Annotated in this window: 23 protein-coding genes and 1 tRNA gene; 6 read left to right on the forward strand and 18 right to left on the reverse strand. The window is 44.2% G+C overall.

Going from position 1 to position 20,238, the window contains the following annotated elements; translation table 11 throughout:
• The first annotated feature begins 79 nt into the window (after nucleotides 1-79).
• Nucleotides 80-676 (forward strand): IMPACT family protein, encoded by a 597-nt coding sequence (locus PBV53_RS05210; RefSeq protein WP_270096112.1) that lies wholly within the window; start codon nucleotides 80-82, stop codon nucleotides 674-676.
• Nucleotides 677-720: 44 nt separating this feature from the next.
• On the opposite strand, the gene PBV53_RS05215 is transcribed toward PBV53_RS05210, so the two are convergent.
• The 14 genes from PBV53_RS05215 to PBV53_RS05280 all read right to left on the reverse strand — a co-directional run bounded on the left by PBV53_RS05215 (nucleotide 721) and on the right by PBV53_RS05280 (nucleotide 10,926).
• Nucleotides 721-1,401 carry a class I SAM-dependent methyltransferase gene (locus tag PBV53_RS05215; protein ID WP_270096113.1) on the reverse strand — a complete coding sequence of 227 codons (681 nt, stop codon included), beginning with the start codon at nucleotides 1,399-1,401 and terminating at the stop codon, nucleotides 721-723.
• 160 nt (nucleotides 1,402-1,561) lie between these two features.
• Nucleotides 1,562-1,741: a hypothetical protein gene (locus PBV53_RS05220; protein WP_270096114.1), complete on the reverse strand. Its 180-nt coding sequence runs from the start codon at nucleotides 1,739-1,741 to the stop codon at nucleotides 1,562-1,564.
• 271 nt (nucleotides 1,742-2,012) lie between these two features.
• A complete protein-coding gene (locus PBV53_RS05225; protein ID WP_270096115.1) occupies nucleotides 2,013-2,597 on the reverse strand; it encodes a metal-dependent hydrolase in 585 nt (194 codons plus the stop codon).
• A gap of 200 nt (nucleotides 2,598-2,797) precedes the next feature.
• On the reverse strand, nucleotides 2,798-2,908 hold the full coding sequence (locus PBV53_RS05230; RefSeq protein WP_270096116.1) for a formaldehyde-activating enzyme: 111 nt from the start codon (nucleotides 2,906-2,908) through the stop codon (nucleotides 2,798-2,800).
• A gap of 74 nt (nucleotides 2,909-2,982) precedes the next feature.
• Nucleotides 2,983-3,053, reverse strand: a tRNA-Gly gene (locus PBV53_RS05235).
• A 122-nt stretch (nucleotides 3,054-3,175) separates the two neighbouring features.
• Entirely contained in the window at nucleotides 3,176-4,339 is a 1,164-nt protein-coding gene (pscS, locus tag PBV53_RS05240; RefSeq protein WP_270096117.1) for an O-phospho-L-seryl-tRNA:Cys-tRNA synthase, read from the reverse strand.
• Nucleotides 4,340-4,416: 77 nt separating this feature from the next.
• Nucleotides 4,417-4,692: a DNA-directed RNA polymerase subunit L gene (locus PBV53_RS05245; protein ID WP_270096118.1), complete on the reverse strand. Its 276-nt coding sequence runs from the start codon at nucleotides 4,690-4,692 to the stop codon at nucleotides 4,417-4,419.
• A 24-nt stretch (nucleotides 4,693-4,716) separates the two neighbouring features.
• Nucleotides 4,717-5,430 (reverse strand): exosome complex RNA-binding protein Csl4, encoded by a 714-nt coding sequence (locus PBV53_RS05250; protein WP_270096119.1) that lies wholly within the window; start codon nucleotides 5,428-5,430, stop codon nucleotides 4,717-4,719.
• A 73-nt stretch (nucleotides 5,431-5,503) separates the two neighbouring features.
• On the reverse strand, nucleotides 5,504-6,115 hold the full coding sequence (locus tag PBV53_RS05255) for an METTL5 family protein (protein WP_270096120.1): 612 nt from the start codon (nucleotides 6,113-6,115) through the stop codon (nucleotides 5,504-5,506).
• 5 nt (nucleotides 6,116-6,120) lie between these two features.
• The gene (gene dph2, locus PBV53_RS05260; protein ID WP_270096121.1) at nucleotides 6,121-7,116 is read right to left on the reverse strand and encodes a diphthamide biosynthesis enzyme Dph2; all 996 of its coding nucleotides are present in this window, start codon (nucleotides 7,114-7,116) and stop codon (nucleotides 6,121-6,123) included.
• Nucleotides 7,103-7,675, reverse strand: coding sequence for a hypoxanthine/guanine phosphoribosyltransferase (gene hpt, locus PBV53_RS05265; protein ID WP_270096122.1), 573 nt, complete (start codon nucleotides 7,673-7,675; stop codon nucleotides 7,103-7,105). The genes dph2 and hpt overlap by 14 nt, the downstream gene beginning before the upstream one ends.
• Before the next feature lie 64 nt (nucleotides 7,676-7,739).
• A complete protein-coding gene (locus PBV53_RS05270) occupies nucleotides 7,740-9,344 on the reverse strand; it encodes a VWA domain-containing protein (RefSeq protein ID WP_270096123.1) in 1,605 nt (534 codons plus the stop codon).
• Nucleotides 9,345-9,358: 14 nt separating this feature from the next.
• Nucleotides 9,359-10,483: a magnesium chelatase ATPase subunit I gene (locus PBV53_RS05275; RefSeq protein WP_270096124.1), complete on the reverse strand. Its 1,125-nt coding sequence runs from the start codon at nucleotides 10,481-10,483 to the stop codon at nucleotides 9,359-9,361.
• Between the two features lie 38 nt (nucleotides 10,484-10,521).
• Nucleotides 10,522-10,926: a hypothetical protein gene (locus PBV53_RS05280; protein ID WP_270096125.1), complete on the reverse strand. Its 405-nt coding sequence runs from the start codon at nucleotides 10,924-10,926 to the stop codon at nucleotides 10,522-10,524.
• Nucleotides 10,927-11,102: 176 nt separating this feature from the next.
• Here PBV53_RS05280 and larE point away from each other — a divergent pair, with 176 nt between their 5' ends.
• The 4 genes from larE to PBV53_RS05300 are packed head-to-tail and all read left to right on the forward strand — an operon-like array spanning nucleotide 11,103 to nucleotide 12,919.
• Nucleotides 11,103-11,795 (forward strand): ATP-dependent sacrificial sulfur transferase LarE, encoded by a 693-nt coding sequence (gene larE, locus PBV53_RS05285; protein WP_270096126.1) that lies wholly within the window; start codon nucleotides 11,103-11,105, stop codon nucleotides 11,793-11,795.
• A gap of 3 nt (nucleotides 11,796-11,798) precedes the next feature.
• Nucleotides 11,799-11,924, forward strand: coding sequence for a hypothetical protein (locus PBV53_RS05290; protein ID WP_270096127.1), 126 nt, complete (start codon nucleotides 11,799-11,801; stop codon nucleotides 11,922-11,924).
• Between the two features lie 2 nt (nucleotides 11,925-11,926).
• Complete coding sequence (locus tag PBV53_RS05295) at nucleotides 11,927-12,361, forward strand: GNAT family N-acetyltransferase (RefSeq protein WP_270096128.1); 435 nt, start codon at nucleotides 11,927-11,929, stop codon at nucleotides 12,359-12,361.
• Nucleotides 12,362-12,364: 3 nt separating this feature from the next.
• Nucleotides 12,365-12,919, forward strand: coding sequence for a DUF531 domain-containing protein (locus PBV53_RS05300; RefSeq protein ID WP_270096129.1), 555 nt, complete (start codon nucleotides 12,365-12,367; stop codon nucleotides 12,917-12,919).
• 164 nt (nucleotides 12,920-13,083) lie between these two features.
• Here the strand turns inward: PBV53_RS05300 and PBV53_RS05305 are convergent, their stop codons facing one another.
• Nucleotides 13,084-14,535, reverse strand: coding sequence for a pentapeptide repeat-containing protein (locus tag PBV53_RS05305; RefSeq protein ID WP_270096130.1), 1,452 nt, complete (start codon nucleotides 14,533-14,535; stop codon nucleotides 13,084-13,086).
• A gap of 417 nt (nucleotides 14,536-14,952) precedes the next feature.
• Between PBV53_RS05305 and PBV53_RS05310 the strand changes: the two genes are divergently transcribed.
• The gene (locus tag PBV53_RS05310) at nucleotides 14,953-16,092 is read left to right on the forward strand and encodes a DUF362 domain-containing protein (RefSeq protein WP_270096131.1); all 1,140 of its coding nucleotides are present in this window, start codon (nucleotides 14,953-14,955) and stop codon (nucleotides 16,090-16,092) included.
• Nucleotides 16,093-16,114: 22 nt separating this feature from the next.
• Here PBV53_RS05310 and pheS read toward each other — a convergent pair whose 3' ends face one another.
• The 3 genes from pheS to PBV53_RS05325 form a co-directional block, all read right to left on the reverse strand.
• Nucleotides 16,115-17,596 carry a phenylalanine--tRNA ligase subunit alpha gene (pheS, locus tag PBV53_RS05315; protein ID WP_270096132.1) on the reverse strand — a complete coding sequence of 494 codons (1,482 nt, stop codon included), beginning with the start codon at nucleotides 17,594-17,596 and terminating at the stop codon, nucleotides 16,115-16,117.
• A gap of 18 nt (nucleotides 17,597-17,614) precedes the next feature.
• Entirely contained in the window at nucleotides 17,615-18,913 is a 1,299-nt protein-coding gene (locus tag PBV53_RS05320; protein WP_270096133.1) for a tryptophan--tRNA ligase, read from the reverse strand.
• A gap of 66 nt (nucleotides 18,914-18,979) precedes the next feature.
• Nucleotides 18,980-20,218: a radical SAM/SPASM domain-containing protein gene (locus PBV53_RS05325; RefSeq protein ID WP_374708515.1), complete on the reverse strand. Its 1,239-nt coding sequence runs from the start codon at nucleotides 20,216-20,218 to the stop codon at nucleotides 18,980-18,982.
• Nucleotides 20,219-20,238: the final 20 nt, after the last annotated feature.

Below are 20,238 nucleotides of genomic sequence, written 5' to 3' on the forward strand. Positions count from 1 at the left end.
TGTTATAGTTATCGATTGTGTATCCCGTCCTTCTAAATATTTGCAGTTATTTCCATTCATTAATTGCGATGGTGTTGAATTGTACAAAACAGTAGGTTCTTTTGCAGTCGTCCGAAAAGAGTTCAGGAATTCTACCTTCATAGGTCATGTGAGGTCCATCGATAGTGAGGCTGAGGCAAGGTCCTTTATCGATCAGCTCAAAGGACAGTACAGTGATGCCAATCACAATGTTTCGGCTTACCTGATAAAGAATGACAATGCTCTGGTGGCGAAGTATGATGATGACGGAGAACCTGCCGGAAGCTCGGGTAAGCCGGTTTTCAAGGTGCTGGAACTTAAGGGCTTGAGCAATACGGTGGTCGTGGTCACTCGTTATTTTGGCGGTATCAAACTGGGTTTTGGCGGGCTTTCAAGGGCTTACAGGGAAACAGCAGTTGCTGCGATCGAGGAAGCGGGGATAGTTGAGGTCCATGAGATGGTGGAATTGGTGGTCTGCCTTGATTATTCTGATATGCAGTCGGTCAAAAGGCTGGCTGAGGAATATGGACAGGGCACTGGAGAGGATTATAGTGATGTGGTCAAACTATCCGTTAAGGTGAGAAAGGGCGAGGAAGATGGGTTTGCAGACAAGCTCACGAATCTGACCAGGGATAGAGCAAAAATCGTGAAAGTATGAGCAATGTCTGTGAGTGTGGGATATATTCGATATATTACGCTCTTTCATTTGATGGCATAGAATCCTGCCTGCATGTATGATGTCCAGAAAAGTTCGCATGTGGTGAATCCGGTCTCTTTTAGCATTTCAATATGTTCGGCAATCGTTATAGGAAAATAAACGGTGTTGTATCTTTTCAGGTTCTCTTCCACAGCAACACTTTCCTTTCCACATTCAAGCTGGAACCTTCTCAATCTGTCCAGGACGATCTCTATCCCTCTTTCCGTTGCAGGTGCGGTATTCTCAAATGCTATGAAAATGCCGCCACTTTTCAGCATTTCGTAACATTTCGCTGTGGTGTTTGCCCTTTCTTCTCTGTTCAGGTAGTGATGGGATTGTATCGCTGTAACAACATCGCATTTTGTTACTTCGTATAAGGGCAGGTCTGCGGTGGTATAATTTGTGAATTTGAACCTTTCAGCCTCATGTTTTCCAAGTCTGGTCCTTGCATATGACAGCATTTCTTCGGAAGGGTCGTTCAGGTAAAAGTTACAGTCCTGAAATGTCTCATTTGCGAGCTCAATTAATGACCCTGTTCCACACCCGGTGTCAAGCCAGGCCTCACAATCAGGTTTTGTTGTTCTGATGAGGTCGATGATCTCCTTTTGGAAACTGGAATAATGGGGTATTGTCCGGTGTATGTTCTTCTCATAGTGTTCCGGTGTGAATTGTGTGGTATTGGTCATGAAGTGCCCTCTTTTCTTTATTCCTGTTATAAATCATATGCGATATTATTTATTGCTCCTTTTTAGCTTATAGTCAAAACTCTAAAATAAGGCGGAAAACCAGCATACAAAAAATAAGAGTTGCCTATATCCCCTCGTATTTATTGAGGGTAGTCATCCCTTAATTTCCATCAACTATGTTATCTGCAACTGAAGATGTGCAGGAACCGCCCGGGCAACTGTAGAGACCTATGGACATGGAATGTTCACCACTAACAAAAAGAGCATTAAAGATCCTGTCTGCAAACCATCTTGCGCCAACCGTAAATGAAGGGACATTTAGACCAAGTACGCGACTCATTGTATTATCACCTATAATCACAAGTCATTCGTAATAATATATAACGATATCGTCAATTAATTACTATAAGTAATATTAGGTTGTTGCTAGTTCTGGCATAGCCCTGACAAGCTTATGTCCTTTATAGCCAGACATTCGCTTGCGGATCATATCCCAAATCCTACGGAACTTTTTTTTTTTAAAAGGTGTGCAGAAAAGTCACAAAATACCGTTGCCATATTTTTCTTTGTATTATACAGTTAGAATAATATATTTTGAAAATACGATGAGATTACTTTTCTGGCCTATATCTGAACTCAAAACCAAGGTGATCCAATGCAAACAACGCCATCATGATCACAACAAAGAGAAAGAAGACCAATACATATGATGCCATTAGATAACGAATGAAATTAACCCTTGCAATTCCTACATCCATATAAGAGGATACACTGAACGCTCTGCTGGATATTGGATATAAATAATATATGGCGCCTCTGGAAAGATCATCCAGCAATAGATGTGCAAGGGATGCAGACATGGCAAAAAGACCCACATATACAGCCTTGCCAAATTCCCGATATATCATATATCCAATAAATGTTCCAAATAGGATCGCAGAAGAACTGAATAACAGCGAATGCGTTGGTATCGGTCCAATCTGGGAGTGTTCCATGGTACCATTTACAAGGATATTATAAACAGCCGGGATGTCCGGGAACTCTGCAAAAAATCCTCCTACAAGCAGTAGCAACAGGATCTGAATGATATTTTTGGATGAAATATCTCTGCGAAGGAGTGCTACCAGGATCGTATAGACTGCTATTGCACAGATGCAGAGAACGAAGAACATAACATGCGCAACTGGATATGGCATATTAAAAGATAGAACCTCTGGGTGTATAAAATTATCTGAGGTGTGCTGGTGGGATGTTGAATTCTTTTTCCACCAATATAATGAAAACATTAAAAGCTGCGGATCAGCGTATCAGGCCGCCAGAAGAGTTTTCCTTTAAATGCAATATTTTTTAAAATAAAAGTAAGGATATCCTGCGATCACTCGCAGGAAGTATTCATTTAAGCGAATGGGTGTTCTGCACAGTCCTTCTTTGCAAGGGCTTCATCTACGGTAGGTGTTCCTTCGACAGCACGCTTTAATGCAAGCTTTGTTGCTTCGTAGTTGTACAACCTAAGGGTAAAAATAATCTGGAAAAAAGAGTAGCTTCACTAGAAAAACGACTAAAATCACTATACGAAGACGATGCGGCTGCCGGGATTCGAACCCGGGTTCTAAGCTTGGGAAGCTCAGGTCATACCACTAAACCACAGTCGCACAACTTCTCTATGTCCTTTTAGCCGTTTTATATTATAGCTGTTTTGGTCTTCTGTGGGCGATTTGAACAGCGTTGGCACTTTTGGGATAGATAAAAAAAAGAAAAAAAAGTGAGGCTAACCTCACTCGTACTTCTTAATGATCTCGTCGAAGGAATCTACTATGTAGGAGAGGTTCTCTCTGCCGACTTCGAAGGTGCTGAGTTTGAAGAACTTGGTAAGGCCAGCTTTGATACCGTGTATGTTTCGGCTCTTGAGTTCTTTGTAGAGGAAGTACCTTCCCTTCTTGACCCTTGTGGAGATCTCGTAGAGGTTGGGGGCTTCGAAGAACATCAGGTCGTGGTTGTGGGGCTTTTGTCCCAACTGTATGAGTCCCAGGGCTTCCAGCTTTTCGGAGAACCATCGCGCATCGGCCACTTCATTGTCCCAGTTCCGGGTGCGTTTCACGACCTCAGGGAACGAGGCTATCATGGTCATCAGGGTCCCACTGCGGGCAGTACAGCCCAGAAGCTCTATTTCCTTGTTCTTGTTGGTCGGGGACTTTCGGAATATGATGTCGGAATAGTCGCCATTATCGTCATTCACGCCAAGCACACCTATGGGTCCGCAGCTCGCCATGGACTTGTGACCGCTTCCGGCAATGAAATCCACGCCCAGCTCCTTTGCATTCACTGGCATCCTGCCAACGGAATACGCACAGTTCAGGAGCAGAGGGACATCGTACTCATGGCAAACGGAGGCTATCTTCTTGGCATCGGCAAGATTGCCGTAATTACCGTCAGGGTAGGTCAGCAGTGCAAGAGCAGGAGCTTTTCCGGTCTCGCTGATGGTCTCCTCGATGGCGGTGCCGTACCCCTCAGGGTCTATAAAATAGTCCGGGCGCTCCGAATGCGGGACCTTTCTGACCTCCAGGCGTGCGCGTTGAGCTGCCACAACAGAAGAATAATGGGCAAGGCCGTCAAGGATGACAGTATCGCCTTCCTGGGCAATGGCATGCATCACAGCGAACTTCGATTCACGCGCACCGTGGGTTACCCTCGCATGGTCCACTCCCAGGAACTCCGGGAGGGCATCGTGGATGAATTCCTGCACAGGGGGTTTTTTGATGAGGTCCAGAACGCCTCCGCAGTTATCACAGATGGAATATCCGTCTCCCCACTCCACCAGAGCACGTCTGGCATCCTCTGTCAGTATTCCTCCGGTCTGCAGGGGATCGATATTGATCATATTCTTAGTAGGGCGTTCAATGAATCCGAAATTCTTCAATGCAGCATCATCAAGTGTCATATACTCACTTCTGTTTGGTCACTTCTCTTTCCAGAGTGGCAACTAATGGGTCAAAATAGTAAAAAAGTGTGGAAATATTATTCCACAGCTTTAGTGAAGACTGTAGTGAACTCTTCACAATCTGTGATCAATTTAGCCACAGCATCCTTGACAACATCTATGGGATCAGCATTCTCTGTCTTAATGAAAAGAACAGGCTCACTGACATTGATGTGTTTCATATCATATGACGCGGTATGGACGCGTTCATCTTCAATAAGGATGATCTTGAGCATGTTCAAGAGCGTATGGCTCTCTCCAGCTATCTCCATTTTCATCTCATCATCAGATTTTTCTAAAATCTTAAGTTCCATATTTTAATCTCCTTGTTGTTGAACTTAAATAATACCGGTGCCGTAATCGGAGGATATCTTACGTGACTCTGCACGTCCGCATTCAGGACACTTCAATATCTGATCCTCTTTCCTCAACGTACTTCCACAATTGGCACATGTTGCGACCATCACACCAAGTTCGTCTCCGGAAGTGGTCATCCTCATATTCTCGAGGTTGATGACCTTCGCCTTAACAACATCAGCTACGGCGAACTCCTTTGACATTTCCTTAACGTATGATTCCTTCACATTGGACACATGAATGGCAGCAATTCCGGGTTTGATGAACTGACGGTCAACGACACCCTTGATTCCCTCTATCTGCACAAGTGCCATGGAATCACGCACATTGACGACCGTTCCTATCAGTATATCACCCTTCTTGATAGTTGGTGGCATGCTTGTGGTCGGTTTTACAGATATCGTCCTGCTCTTCTTGTTCACCATTACGAAGCCGGCGGCAAGTGAAAGAATGTCACCTCTGACAATGTAAGTGTTATCCCCTGCTTCAAATTCCTCGGTAGTGCCGATAATGTCACCAGGCATTACCAGGACCTTCTCTCCATGTTGTTCCTCTTCCACGTGATCATCTTCCGTATTAGTCTTAGGGGTCTCGGTTTTCCTCTTCTCTACTTTATTTTCTGCCACTTTTACCTTTTTACTGGCAGTATCTAATACTTCCTCTTCGACCTCTGGCTTCTCACCCAAGGACTTCATATTCCTTCTGGTCGTTTTCTTGCGGTTTCTTATTCTAATAGGAATCCCTCATATAATTTAAATACGCCAGCAATTACTTTTGTTCGGTCTGGCAATTATCTGTAATAATCCTGTAAATTTCAACCTCAATTCTTTCTACATCTTTTTTATGGAATTTAAATGTTCGTTTTATCGGAAATCCAGTATTGTACCATTCCGTGATGACCGCAGGTTGAATGAACTTTTTCACGAACGCCAGACTTCCACTATTGTGTATGGAATACGTCACATCCGCCACTCGCAATGCGGTTTTGAGGAAAGGCCTGTCACTTCCCTTTACCTGTGCACCAAAAGGCGGATTCATGACCACAGTATCTGCATGTCCTCTGACCTGTCTGATATCCATGCACTCGAATTCCACATCTACACCGATCATCTCAGCATTCTCCCGGGCGATCTCCAGTGCTCCCGGGTCTGAATCGAATCCCACGACCCTCTCAGCACCAAGGACGGCTGCACCGATGGCAAGCATTCCTGTGCCGCATCCCAGATCATAGACCGTACCCTCAAGATCTCCCTTCATTAACGCAAAATGAAGCATCTCCGCCGCAAGCAAAGCCGGGGTGGGGTACTGTTCCAGGGTTATATTAGGCTTCTCGAACCCCCTTACCTTTTCAAGGAGGATCTCGAGCTTGCGTTGCTTCATGATCCTCAGTCTCCCCTTATCTCATCAAAGACCATGTCTTCCCACTCACGTTTTCCGAGAACTATCTCAAATTCCTGTGGGGTGAGCATGGGTGCGGAGAACCTTCCCACCTCATCCACAGCAAGCCGCGGACATGCAGTGCTCACAAAAGCATCCACTTTGAACTGCAGCATCTGGTCAGGGGTGATGAGGTCGAGTATCAATATATAAGCGGTCTTGCCCTTCTCCTCGGCAAGCTTTTTAAGTTCCCTGGCAAGTTCCATTCTGTATTGCCCTGGTTTACTGGAAACAATGATCCCGAAAGACTCAGCATCCAGTGACTTCGCAATTGCCGCACTACGCTGACGCATGATAAGGGACGGGTCTACCTCCCTCACATCCTTTGAGAAGGGGTCTGCAATAAGGACCCTCTTTCCGGTAGCAAGCGAAACCCCAAGCGGATGGAACCCTCCACTGCCAATATACAGGAACTCCTCACAGTCCAGGTCGTCTGCAACCGAAAAGTTGCATCCCAGCACCTGTCCGGCGTATGCAATCTTACTGTCGCCTCTTCCTATGGCTACGACCTTGCCGTTGGCCTCAAGGATCTCCCGAACCTCCGGCAACTTATGGACATGCTGTACAGTGGTCAGAAGTCCCACTTTCTTCCCCTGGAGTTCCTCTAAACCCTTGAGGACAACATCCTTGACGTCCGCATCGGAGCGTGTCTCTATAAAAATGACCTTGTCGCTATACCTGTTATCATCAAGTTGAGCATGCCCGAAATGGAAAAGGAGGTCAACATTTTCGAGAATGGGTATATCGAGGTCACAAGCACCATAACAGGGATTTGCAGAAATGATGATCTCCACACCTGTGGCTTCACTGATCTCTGAAGCAATAGCAGGACCTCGCCTCTTGAACCCTTCTGGAAATTGCAGCCCGATGATCTCAGGTTGCACTTTCCTTATTATCTCAATTATATGGTCTATCTGAAAATCGAAAGGCTCACTGCTGCTCACCGGCCACCTCCAGAATAGAGACCCCGTTCATATCGACATCTATCTTCACAAGGGTATTGACATTATAGCCCATATCGCTCATCTTTGCAGCACCATCGCCTCTGCTGATGACCACGATGACATTACATATATTCGCCCCCATGTTCTCAAGTGCCGGAAGAAGGGCTTTCAATGTGCCGCCGGTACTGATAACATCGTCCACAACAAGGACAGTCTCGCCCTTGCTCACTCCGTTGATGTAAAGCTCGCCTTTTGAATAACCTGTGCTCTGTGAAAGGACTACCTCGCCCTTAAGTCCGTATTGCCTCTTCCTGACAATGGACATGGGCTTTCCTGTCTTCATTGAAAGTGCCGTTGCCAGTGGAATTCCCATTGCTTCAATGGATACTATCCTGTCGTAATCCGTTCCCGCAATATCTATCATATGGTCTGCGATCTCATCCAGCAGCTCCGGCTCAAGGGATGGGACTCCATCTGAGATCGGGTGTATGAAATACGGATATTCGCCTCTTATCACAATGGGTGCCTTACGGAGTGATTCCTGAAGAACTTCTAACATGTTATCCTGCCTTTTATGTTTAAAAAATGACCGCGTTCGCAGTCCCGGGGGTAACGACCCCGCCTCATCGAAGATTAGAGGCAGAAGATGCAATATCTGTCAGGTCGTCACGCTCTCCTTTTATAGCAGAATAAAGTGTTTCTTTACTTAAAAGTACTGGATGGTAATATTTGCCGCAGGCAACATCTGCCAGCTTTTCCGCAAGGTCACTTCCATTCCTGCTGATATCAACAACAAGCATGTTTATCCTGTAATCACTAACACCCTTGCATACCTGTAGCAGTTCCCTTTCTATGCTCCCGCCCCGATGCAATGGGACATTGGCAGTACCATCTGTCACAAGTATCATGATAGGGACAGCTGAAGGTTCACGCTTCAATTCCTGAAGGATTGTCTGGACCCCTGCGAGTATGCCGGAGGCCATCGGTGTGGTCCCTCCGAAAGGCACCTTTTCCAGATATCTCTTTGCAGACTCCACGGACGAAGTGAACGGTAGCACGAGTTCTGCCGACCTTCCGCTATATGTAACAAGAGATACCCTGTCTCTTCTCTGATACGCATCTTTGAGGAGTGCGAGAACAACATCTGTCGTGATCTTGATCTTCTCTTTTTCATCCATGGAATCAGAAGTATCAAAAACGATATTTATTAGAGTGGATATCCTTCGTCGCCTTATCTTTTCCCTGATATCGCTCTTTTTAATGCTTATCTTTCCGTCCTTGGCGTGATGTGCCGCTGCACGCACAGTAGGCGCAATGGCGATATCCGTTACCTTATCTCCAGGCATCTTATACCTGACATAACGCCCTCTCTTACCCTTGGTGAGAACCTCTGCTCGTCTGCCTGATTTCAGTCTTCCGGAAACTACTTTCTTCTTCTGTTTGTTCTTCGCAAAATCCGTAAGTATCTTGCTCACTGCTTTCTCATCTTCGAGAGGATCATCTCTTTCAGGCTTTGCTTTTGACTTTGGTACTGCTATCTCTTCAGCAGTATCCTTTCCGGTCTCTGAAATAGGGACCAGCTCTTCGATCACAGGATCATTATCTACTTCCTCTTCTGGTTCCGTTACTTCTGCTTCCAGTAATTCCGAAGTATTCTTTTCCTCTGAAATCTCTGGGGCCTCTTCCTTTGCTCTGGATATATCCGTTACCACGGTCTGCCTGGCTTTCTTGATGAGTACGGGACTCTCTTTCTTTATCTGTTTTGGACCCGTTTCGATGGTCGGTTCATATTCCCTCGGGACAAGATGAACTTCTGGCTCATCAATTACCTTGTCAACGGTCTCTTTGTTTTCTTCCTCGACCACTTCTTCAGGAACTGTTATCCTCATGATAGCATGGTCATCATTCCTGGATAATTCCTGTTCTTCCTCAAAGACCGTTTCTATCTCTGGCTCTTTCTTAAAAGAATCGAAAAAGTCCTTCGGATCAACTATCACATGGTCGTTATCAGCGATAATGAATATCTCTTTCACATCTTCCGGCTTTATCGACCATGTTCCCGATATGAGCTTTTCGTGAACAGCCTCGGTATCAGTCCCACTTATCTGAGACAGATCTGTAAGGGGCAGCCGAACGCTCATTACAGGTCTGCCCGGATTGAACACCCCGACATCATAGTCCCTGTCAAGGCTTTTCCTCATACGGGATGCGGTAACTTGATCCTTCATTCGATATACCTGTCTTAAACAGTTCCGTTAACTACGGCCCGAAGTTGTTCCGCACTGAACTCCTCTTCCTCGAATGGTTTCTTTCTCATTCTGTGAGGCAGTACCATCTCTGCGGCCTCTATGATATCCTCGTTGGTGATCCTCTCTCTGCCTTCATAGGCTGCATTTGTGCGTGCAGTACGCTCTATCATAATATCGGCTCTGTGACCATCAACATTGAAGGCAACACATATCTTCGCAATTGTTCGCAGATTGTCCCTTGTTGCGGATATCCTGCCTATTGCCTGTTTTGCCTTGAGTATCTTGGCACGCAATTTATCCTGTTCGGATTCAAAATCCCTTCTGAACCCTTGCGGGTCATCGTTGAAATGGTTCCGTCTCTCAATGATCTCTACCCTTTGCTCAATATCGATAATTCCCTCAACTTCTACCTGAAGGGCTATCCTGTCAAGAAGCTGTGGTCGAAGCTCTCCTTCCTCCGGGTTCATACTTCCTACGATAATGAAATTGGCAGGATGACTGACACTTATGCCCTCTCTTTCCACCGTATTCACGTTCATTGCAGCAGCATCGAGCAATGCATCCACTACAAAATCATCCAGCAGGTTGATCTCATCCACATAAAGGATATTTCGGTTCGCATTGGCAAGGATACCCGGCTCAAAGGCCTGGGTACCTTCCTTTACAGCCTTCTCTATATCTAGACTTCCAACTACCCTGTCCTCGGTAGCTCCAACCGGAAGGTCTACGACCTTCATGGGTACTTTTTCTACCTTTATCTGACCCTTCCTCTGTTTGTCCACACATTCCCAGCAGAACGTGTCGGTGTCCATGGGGTCACAGTTATATTTGCATCCGCTGATCACTTCGATCTCCGGCAAGATCTCTGCTAATCCTCTCACGGCTGTTGATTTTGCCGTTCCTTTCTGGCCTCGTACCAGAACTCCTCCGATGGATGGATTGATTGCATTCAGTATCAATGCCCGAAGCATCATTTCCTGTCCCACGATCCCGGAAATAGGGTACATTACCCTTTTCGTCTTGGTAGCCGTTTTTTGGATCTCATCAAAGGTCGTTCTCTTCTTTTCGACCGGTTTTGGCACTTCTCTTATGGTGCCTGCAATATTGGTAAAGCTCATGATATCCCCTCTGTTGGATTATTTGTATGTCTTTCCGATCATATATATCTCAGGATCAATGCTGAAATGAGTGCTATGAACAGCAATATCATTGCAATTATGAAAAGCAGGAATATTACGTTCATCCTGATCTTTTTGCTTGGGTCTCTCACCGCATTCAATTGTATCAGTGAGTAGAACATTGTTATCAGGAACATCATTGAAGAAAGCAACATCAATGATCCCGCGACAATAACGAATTCTGCGGTCCATGTAAGTGCTTTTGCATTGATAAGGTCGATAAAGAAGTCCTTTCCATGGCGTTCATACGCAGCTGTGATCCACAACATCGTGTAAGCGATCTCAGCAGCTCCCATTATGGCAGAACATGTTGCAGTTGCCAGCAGTGTGGCCATTGCAGATATATCCGGCAATTTCAGGTCTATCTCCCATTCATTATCCACTTTTTCACCCTTCTCTCTTATTATAATGCACTAATTTGTCCACTAACCAATATAACTATTATCATCATAATAAGATATATATTTTATCGATGCAAATAGATAATATAAAATAATCTGTTATGAGCTGTTTTTCCTCATACATCACTTATTTATCTTTTCGGTACTTTGGATTTAGCGTGGACCCCTCAATAGAATTGAAAATACTCGATAAAATTAATCTTATAAAAGAGGCCATATCTAAGAAAGAAAAGGTGCTTGTTGCTTTCTCAGGAGGCGTGGATAGCTCAACTCTTGCTGCTCTGGCTTTTGATGCATTGGGGGACAATGCTCTTGCTGTCACCCTTTATTCACCTGTGATCCCGCAAAGTGAACTTGAATATGCAAAAAGAACAGCAGAAGTTATTGGAATAAGACACATTGTTGTTGACCATGACATTCTTTCCGATGAGCGTATAAGAATGAACGATCCTCAGAGATGTTATTATTGCAAGAAGCAATTTGTCAAGAAGCTAAAAGGCGTAGCTTCAGAGGAAGGGTTGAATGTGATCATGGAGGGGACAAATGCTTCCGAAATAACCGGTCGCCGACCCGGGCTGGAAGCCCTGAGGGAAGCTGGATCCTCGATCTTTACCCCTTATGTAGAGTTCGATGTAAGTAAAGGGGAAGTTCGCCAGATGGCATCCTATCTCGGACTTGATGTTGCTAATCGACCTTCAAATTCCTGTCTTCTTTCAAGACTTCCTTATGGCACTGAAGTGACCTCTGATATCCTTGGAAAAATTGAAACTGCGGAAGATCTCATTCATTCCTTGGGAATTTCTTCTGTAAGGGTGCGGGTACACGATGATATTGCCCGTATCGAGGTATAGCCTGTGGATATTCCTATTATCATTCAAAATAGAATTCCGATCCTTATCTGCTTGAATAAAATGGGCTATCCGTATGTGACGCTTGATCTGGAAGGTTTCAGAAGTGGCAGCATGGATGAGGTTCTCTGAACATGAATGAAAATGTCGATGTGGCGATAAGGGGTGCAGAAGCATCTGATCGTAGGTCAATTGAAGGTATTATGGGAACATATTTCCTTGATATCGATGATGTTCCCATGGAGGATTTCATAGTTGCTGAAATGGATGGTAAGATCGTTGGAGTGGCAGCAATTTCGGAAAAGGAATGTTGTGAAGTTCATTCCATTGCAGTCCATCCTACCTATCGTGGACTGGGGATCGGATCAAAAATGATCTCCAGGCTCCTGGGGGATGTTTCCCATGACCGGCTTTATGTGAGGACCACATCTCCTGTCTTTTTCAAAAAAATGGGCTTTGTGGAACTTCCCATGTCTGAAAAAGCGAGCTTATGGCAGGATTGTCGTGAATGTGACCGATACGATAACTGTAAACAATATGTTCTATGTATGGTACTGAAAGAGGTTTAAATTGTGTTAACACTTGGTCTTATAAATACTTATGACAAAATAAAGGTGCTTGATGCTCATTATCGTGCGATTGCAAGAGCTGCGCCTATCTGTTATGCTTACGGTCTAACCCTCTGTCTTTTTGATTTTCCTTTTAAGATGACCCCGGAGGAACTTGTGGAATATGTTATGGACAAGACAACCATTGGCGGGTCTGGTAAATATCTAAAGGCATTGCATGAGAATAACCGTCTGTTCATTTTCGATCTTCCAAAAAAAGGCTTCCAATCCCAGTTCGGAACTGCTGTGGTAACCACCTCAATGCCTGAGGAAAAGTTCACCGTCACTCCGGAAGATATCGCTGAAGGCATGATGCGCAACCGGTCCTATCTTCTGCTCATTGGTCTTGGCAGGAAAGGTCTTCCGAAGAAATTGTATTCCCTTACAGATCATCACCTCGACATTACCTGTGATGGTATCTCCCTTGAGACGTGTACTGCCATGGGAATTATTCCAGCTTACATTATGGGTATAGTCAATACCAGAAGGAAACTGGAAGATAAACGGAACAGGAGATAACTACTATAATTGGCTTTTTTTATGATTTAAAGGCAGTATTACCTTTTTATCATAAAAAGCATTTTGCGGAACATGATCATATAATTTAAGATTTCCATAGGCAGCAAAGATGAGGGATGATGTAAAGGCTTTGGATTCATTTTTAAGAAAATGATTTATCACCTTCATCTTATCATCCTCCTTGTAAAGACGAAGATAAACAGTGCTGTCACAAATATGCCAATAGCAGACTCAATTGAAGCAAATAAACGGCTCCATCCGATCGGATGGACATCACCATAACCTAGTGTTGTGAATGTTATTAAACTTGTATAAATGCACAATATGAAGTCATTATAAACTAAGTGAATGTTTGCTTTTAACCATTGAAGGCCAAAATAATTCAGACTTAAATCGTAATTAATATATGATGGCTGAATTTGTAATAATTTACTCCCAGTAAATTCAATTCCACAAAATAAATATGATATTGCAAACATAATGATAGTAATAAATGAAACTAAAATTACATTATATGGTCTCTCTCCATATAAGCAGAATCTTCTATAGAATATATTCCAAAATTTCCTACCTAAAAACCCTAATTGTTTTCTCTTACATTCCATTTCTTGAATATAGAACTCACCAGAAATTTCATAATTGCCCGATTTCTGATAACTTTGTTTTAAGCGCCTGTATATCCCTTCGAGTGTTTTCCATTCAAAAGCAGTTTCTTCTTGAGATGCTTCCCTGATTGTTATCGATGAATTAAAGAAATAATTATAAATTCTGGATTGTAGCCTGGAATCCTTTATTTCATCATTGTTCCATGTAGAATCAGTTAAATCTACTACTTCGATATTAGAACGATTAAAATTGCATTGACTCAGATTTGCTAGAATTCTCGCATTTTCTGAAAAAAATGTATTCTTAAAATTTATTAATTTTGAATTATTTGGAATGAAATTAAATCTTCCATATAACTCCGCCATGAAAAAATTGGCATCTCCATATAACTCCGCCATGAAAAAATTGGCATTTCCTAAAAACTTAGTCCAGAAAAATTGTACATCTCCTAAAAACTTCGTCCCTGTAAATTCCGTATCTCCTGAAAACTTAGCTCTGATAAATTCTGTATCTCCTAAAAACTTCGCCATGGAAAAATTGGCATCTCCTAAAAACTTCGCCCCTAGAAATTTTACATTTCTATATAAGTCCGCCCCTGTAAATTCTGTATCTCCTAAAAACTTCGTCCCTGTAAATTCTGTATCTCCTAGAAACTCCGCCCCGAAAAAATTGGCATTTCCTGAAAACTCCGCCCCTAGAAATTTTGCATTTCTTGAAAACTTAGCCATGATAAAATTGACATCTCCTGAAAACTCAGCATAGCTAAAGTCCACATCTATTAGGAAAACGTGGTTATGTTCATGAGATGTCTTTGAAAAATCTGAAGTTTTTGGTGGAAAAAAGAATCCATTGAAATTAATAATCTTTTTCTCTGATTTTAATATTTCATCAATTCCCTTGTTAAATTCCTTTATATCTTTGCCCACATCTTTAAGATGAAATATGCAATATTCTAAATCGGGTAAGGCTTCATATGGGCATTTCCATTGGTCATCAGAATATTTGCACATGGACTACCATCATATTCTTATGTATTATAATATTTTTTATTTAAATGATATAAGAGGCGCATGCTATATTTCTGTCAATTTGATATAGCAGGAAAACGAGATTGACATGTTCACCAACTGTTAGCTTCAGGATTGTTTTCTGTTGCAATCTACGTTAGGTATTTTGTATTGCCAAAGCACAATTCATTTCATACAAAATTGATAATGTTTTTAATTTAATTTGATCATGTTCAACCAATCCGTCATTCTTGTTGTAGGAATGAATAGTTGTTCGTCCAATGCGGACAACAATGTATGAATGGAGGAAAAAGCATAATGCTCAGGCGGGTCTATGTCTAATAATAATGCAGTGGTAACTGCTGTAAGAATTACAGTGATTGTGACTATCGGGATAAAAAGAACAGGGGATATTGAAAAATGGGATATGTGCCTCAGGTATCCATTGTAAGATGTGCTGACTATTCGGATGCAAAGGATGCGGTCAGAGAAGCTATAAGCCTTATAGGTGGTCTGGAATCTATTATTTTTCCGGGCGCGAAGGTCCTTTTAAAACCAAATATCCTTGCTGCAGTTCCTCCTGAGAAAGCTGTAACCACGCACCCGGTCATTGTTGAGGCCATGTGTGAACTTGTCATTGAGGCAGGAGGTGTCCCCATTGTAGGGGATGGTGCCGGTATAAGTCATCCGGGTGTTACTGATGAAGCTCTTGATATATCCGGCATAAGGGAAGCTGCACAAAGGGGAGGTGCAGAGGTCTTGAGCTTTGAGACCTCCGGTCATGTTCCTGTGGACGTTGAGAACTCGGTACAGCTTTCACATATCTATTATGCAAAACCGGTCCTGGAGGCAGATGTTGTCATCTCTCTTCCAAAGCTCAAGACCCATGAGCTGACAAAGTATACCGGTGCTGTAAAAAATATGTTTGGGGCTCTTCCCTTAAAGTTCAGGAAACAGGCACATGTGCTTGGAAAGATGGACATGTTCGCTGATGCGCTTGTTGATGTCTATTCTGTGAAGGTGCCTCATCTTGCTGTCATGGATGGGGTGGTGGGAATGGAAGGCAACGGTCCTGCACTTGGTCATCCTGTTAGTTCTGATCTTGTGATGGCAAGCTTTGATTCTGTTTCTCTTGATATCGTGGCTTCAAAGGTTATTGGTCTTGATCCTTTGACGGTTCCTACGAATGTTGCTGCCCTCAATAGAGGATTCGGTCATCCTGAGCCTGATGTAGTGGGTTTGTCCCTTGATGAGGCGAGGGTCGAGTTTGCAATGCCGGGGGTGACACTTGTTGGAAGTATGCCTTCTTTCATCGTGAGCCGTTTTGGGAACCTGTTCACTATAAGACCATTCATTAATCCTTTTTCATGTACCCTTTGTGGTACTTGTGTTCTGAACTGCTCTGCAAAAGCTATAGAACAGGAAGGCGGGGAACTGTGCATAAATAAGGACAAGTGTATCCTATGCTATTGTTGCCGCGAACTGTGCCCTTCAGGCGCAGTTGAAATGAAGAGATCTCTTCTTGCAAAGGTATTGTTAAAAATAAGAAATAGGAGTTAAGCGGAAATGCCCGCTTATCTTATCAATCCTTTAACTGGCATACCTGACTTTTGCGTAACCAGTCGATGTCAGCCTGGTAGAGCTCACGTAGGTCTTTAAGTCCCAGTTTTAACATTGCCACACGGCTTACGCCAAGACCCCATGCCAGTACTGGCTGTTTGATGCCCAGAGGTTCGGTAACTTCTTTACGGAACACTCCGGCTCCTCCAAGTTCTACCCAGCCAAGTCCGTCGATGTATACTTCAGGCTCGACACTGGGTTCGGTGTATGGGAAGTATCCAGGTCTGAACCTAACATCATCGAATCCCATCCTGTGGTAGAATTCTTCAAGACATCCAAGAAGGTTCGCAAAGGACATATTCTCGTCCATGATAACACCTTCGAGCTGCTCGAACTCCGGGGTATGTGTCGGGTCGATGGTCTCACGGCGGTATGCCCTGTCGATACAGAACGCTTTTACAGGCGGGTTTGGATTGTCTGTAAGATACTTGATGGTTACAGCGGTGGTGTGGGTTCTCAGAACATCGCGTTTTGCTATATCTTCACTCCATTTACCGCCCCATCCGGTGGATTGCAGGTCTCCTCCATGCTCATGCATGTCGCGTATCCCTTCTTTGTATTCTTCCGGCAGTTCTGATGTTGTGTCCAGATGGAACGTGTCCTGCATTTCACGGGCAGGATGGTCCTGTGGCTGGAACAGTGCATCGAAATTCCAAAATGAACTTTGCACGACATCGCCCTTTATCTCCGTGAATCCCATTTCCAGGAAGATCTGGCGCATCTGGTCTATAAGACGCTGGTACGGGTGGATCTTTGCACCGTACACTGGTTTTGGCGGGGTCTGTATGTTGTAAGGTCTGAACTTCTTTCCTTTCCAGTCTCCGCTCTTCAATAATTGGGATGTTATCTGTGTGATCTCTTCTTCAATGGTGATGCCGGCTTTGACCAGCTGGCGCCCCTCATCGGTGATGGACACTGTGCGGGCCTTGTCTTCGGTCTTTGATACCAGTTTTCGTTTGACGAGGTCCTTTATGGTGTTCTGGTCAGTGCCTGTCTCTTCGAGGGTCTGGTTCTCTTCTTTGAAGTTTGCAATAGCTTTCTCGTCTTCGCCAATATCGGAATTTCCGGTGGGGACCACCATTCCTTTCTCGATGTTCGCCCAATTTTTCCTGCGGAGCCATCCTGTTGCGATACCGACCATCTTTGGAGATAGCTTATCTTTAAGTTCGTCCATGGATGTCGGCTCAGAGAGACAGTTCATTATCTGTCTTTCAGGCAGTCCTTCTTCCGCATAGGTAAGGCCTTCTGACGTGAGGGAATATCTCTCGGTGACAACATCGGTCACTTCGGTCAGTCCGTTCTCTGAGAGTAAAAATGCGGATTGCATTGCAGTTTCTACTTTCATGGACGTTTTTTCTGCAAGCTCTTCCGGAGTCGTGGATGTTAGTTCATCCATTACGATAAGCACATTCTTGTCATTGGTTGTAAGATTATAATCGGTCATAGGGATAATTTCCTTTCTTTATAATCCGTAATCGTCCAGTCTGTCTTTTGCAAGCTCACGTTTTTCCTGATGGTCTGTCAGGAATTCTTCCATAAGCTCTGATGCAAGGGCTTTACATGTACCGCACATACGCTTGCCGCCTACACATTCATCGTATATCTCTGCCAGCTCGTTATCATCTTCCACAAGGTGGAACATCAATAGTTCGTACACAGAGCATTTGTCCGCTTCACCGCCGAGCTTTTTCTGCTCTTCCAGGCTCACCCTTCCGCCGGTCTTGGCACGTTTTACTTTCTTTGCAGCCAGCTTCGGGTCTTCTTTTAGTGAAATGAGGCTATCCGGAATACTGCTGGACATTTTACCGCCCTGCAAGCCTGACATGAACCTATGGTAGGTGGAGGAAGGTGGTACAAAAGCATAACCTCCGTTCTCGATCTCGACCTCTCTTACCGTCTCAAGGAGCTTATTGTAGTCATCTGCTCCGTAGACATCGATGTGTCCTTCGAAAAGTTTGGTGTCCCAGGGCAATCGTTCTGCTATCTCTGCAAGGGATCCTTCAGGTGCGGCTTTGCTGCGTACACTGAAGAACTTGTTCTTGTCCTTGTCTTCGCGTCCTTCTATCCTGAACATGTTCATTTTATGTGCAAGTCCACGGGTGAGACGCATATGTGGGTCCTGGTCAGCTCCCACTGGGATCACCGTAGGTTTAGGTCCGCCGTACTCAGAAAGTTGCGGCTGGAGGATATCAGCACTTTGGGTGATCGCACTTACCATGTGTGCTACATTGGTCTCTCCGCTGAATCCATATATGGCACTGAGTTCTGAGAAGTTTGCCTTGGCACTGAGCTCGAATGCAAGGTCCTTCACATTTTCGGATCCGGACTGGAAGTAAATATGTCCGTCCGGCTCGAATCCAAGGGCAATGAGGCTTACTATGTAATCTTCTATGCCGATCTGGCGACACTTTTCCCATGAAATGCCTCTTACTGAATATGCTTCCCTGTCAGCAATGCCTACAAAGGCATCTCCTCCCATCTTCTGATGCCAGATTATCTCTTCCATGACCATCTTATGTCCGAGATGTCCTCCTCCTGTTGGCATGAAACCGCTCATGACCGAGAAAGGTTCTTTGTTCTTCATTGCATCTTTGATCAGATCATAACTTCGGTGTCCGAAGATTATTTTTCTGCGCATGTATCGGTGGGGGTCGGGGAGTTCTGAGCAGATGTCCTCAAAGGGCATTATGCCGAATTCATCGAATAGTTTGGAATAGTCATCGATGTTCACAGAACCCCATGGGTCAAGTTTCATATTCATGTGCTGCCTCTGTAATTTTTTGCCGCTTATAGTATCGGTATTCTTGAATTTGAACGTATATATCGCTTACCTGATGAGCTTGAAATCATAAGGTTTGCTGGCTTCCTCAGGGATCTTTGATACAAGTTTCAAATATTCCTTTTCCTGCATAAGGCAGGTGTGTCTTTCTCCCTTGAAATCACTGACCTTACGTATCTTGCTCCATATTGATCTCAGGGAATCGGTCTGTATATTGCCAAAGCTGAATGGGATGTATGGGCATGGTTTTACAGAACCTTCCACGCACACGTGTAACCAGCGTTGACCTGCCATACAGCCAAGCATTTCGCCTTCAAAATAGGTATTTGCAAATATCCGGGGTCCGTCCTTGGAGGCATTGATCCTGCGGTACATTTCCATTATGCGATCCCTATCCTTATCTGTGATGATGGGGTCTTCAGGTCTTTTAGGAACTGATTCCCATAGGGAGAATTCATGTACTCCCAATTCCGTTGCAAACTGGTACATAGATTCCAGTTTTTCCATGTTCTTAGGGGATACATGGGTGCACATGGTAACAAGAAGTCCGGCATCCAATCCATATTTTATTGCACCGGTCGCTTTTTCAAAAGCACCTTCCAGTTTTCTTACGGAATCGTGCTCTTCCGGTACAGTAGAGTATATGCTGATCAGGAGGTTGTGAAGTCCTATCTCTTTAAGTTTTTGTGCAACCTCAGCCGTCATTTCTGTGCCTGGGGTGTAGATATTGACGATTGCTTTGTCCTTGTCCACATATTCGATGAGTTCGAATATATCCTCTCGAAGAAGCGGGTCCCCTTCTGTAAAAGTGATGACTACTGCACCCATATCCAGGGCTTCATCAATGGCTTTTTTGATGGTGGCAGTATCGAGGTCTCCTTCTTCTTCTCCTTCACTCATGATGCAGTGGTCACAGTTGCAGTTGCAGTTCCTTGTGATCTCAAAAGAAACTGTCTCTGGAACGTATTTTCCAAGAGCTATCTGGGTCTCTGCGAACAACAGGCGTTTGAACACATTACTGGGGATCGGGGGCAACCATGTGGAAGCAATGACCCTGTCCTTCTCTACAAGTGCCGGTTTTTCAGCTTCAAGGGTTGCGTTCATTTTTTTAAGGAAAGGGGAGCAAATGCCGCGTAAATGTCCTTTTGCTTCAAGTTTTATAAATCCGTTCTGATGTTTCAGATCGATGGTAAGTCCCGGGATGGAGAGCACTGTTATCTCTTCTTTATCCGGTGATGTATCTGTATTCTCATCCACATTTCCCATTTTAGAGTCCTCGTATATCATTATAGGTTTGTTGCATCCTC

It is taken from the genome of Methanococcoides alaskense (genome assembly GCF_027594145.1).
Taxonomy (GTDB): domain Archaea; phylum Halobacteriota; class Methanosarcinia; order Methanosarcinales; family Methanosarcinaceae; genus Methanococcoides; species Methanococcoides alaskense.

Bases quoted from the DNA above. Each gene is read 5' to 3' on its own strand.
- PBV53_RS05215 (WP_270096113.1), bottom strand. From the start codon at position 1,401: ATGACCAATACCACACAATTCACACCGGAACACTATGAGAAGAACATA.
- PBV53_RS05220 (WP_270096114.1), bottom strand. From the start codon at position 1,741: ATGAGTCGCGTACTTGGTCTAAATGTCCCTTCATTTACGGTTGGCGCA.
- PBV53_RS05225 (WP_270096115.1), bottom strand. From the start codon at position 2,597: ATGCCATATCCAGTTGCGCATGTTATGTTCTTCGTTCTCTGCATCTGT.
- pscS (WP_270096117.1), bottom strand. From the start codon at position 4,339: ATGACACTTGATGATGCTGCATTGAAGAATTTCGGATTCATTGAACGC.
- PBV53_RS05245 (WP_270096118.1), bottom strand. From the start codon at position 4,692: ATGGAACTTAAGATTTTAGAAAAATCTGATGATGAGATGAAAATGGAG.
- PBV53_RS05250 (WP_270096119.1), bottom strand. From the start codon at position 5,430: ATGAAGTCCTTGGGTGAGAAGCCAGAGGTCGAAGAGGAAGTATTAGAT.
- PBV53_RS05255 (WP_270096120.1), bottom strand. From the start codon at position 6,115: ATGAAGCAACGCAAGCTCGAGATCCTCCTTGAAAAGGTAAGGGGGTTC.
- hpt (WP_270096122.1), bottom strand. From the start codon at position 7,675: ATGTTAGAAGTTCTTCAGGAATCACTCCGTAAGGCACCCATTGTGATA.
- PBV53_RS05270 (WP_270096123.1), bottom strand. From the start codon at position 9,344: ATGAAGGATCAAGTTACCGCATCCCGTATGAGGAAAAGCCTTGACAGG.
- PBV53_RS05275 (WP_270096124.1), bottom strand. From the start codon at position 10,483: ATGAGCTTTACCAATATTGCAGGCACCATAAGAGAAGTGCCAAAACCG.
- PBV53_RS05295 (WP_270096128.1), top strand. From the start codon at position 11,927: ATGAATGAAAATGTCGATGTGGCGATAAGGGGTGCAGAAGCATCTGAT.
- PBV53_RS05305 (WP_270096130.1), bottom strand. From the start codon at position 14,535: ATGTGCAAATATTCTGATGACCAATGGAAATGCCCATATGAAGCCTTA.
- PBV53_RS05310 (WP_270096131.1), top strand. From the start codon at position 14,953: ATGGGATATGTGCCTCAGGTATCCATTGTAAGATGTGCTGACTATTCG.
- pheS (WP_270096132.1), bottom strand. From the start codon at position 17,596: ATGACCGATTATAATCTTACAACCAATGACAAGAATGTGCTTATCGTA.
- PBV53_RS05320 (WP_270096133.1), bottom strand. From the start codon at position 18,913: ATGAATATGAAACTTGACCCATGGGGTTCTGTGAACATCGATGACTAT.
- PBV53_RS05325 (WP_374708515.1), bottom strand. From the start codon at position 20,218: ATGATATACGAGGACTCTAAAATGGGAAATGTGGATGAGAATACAGAT.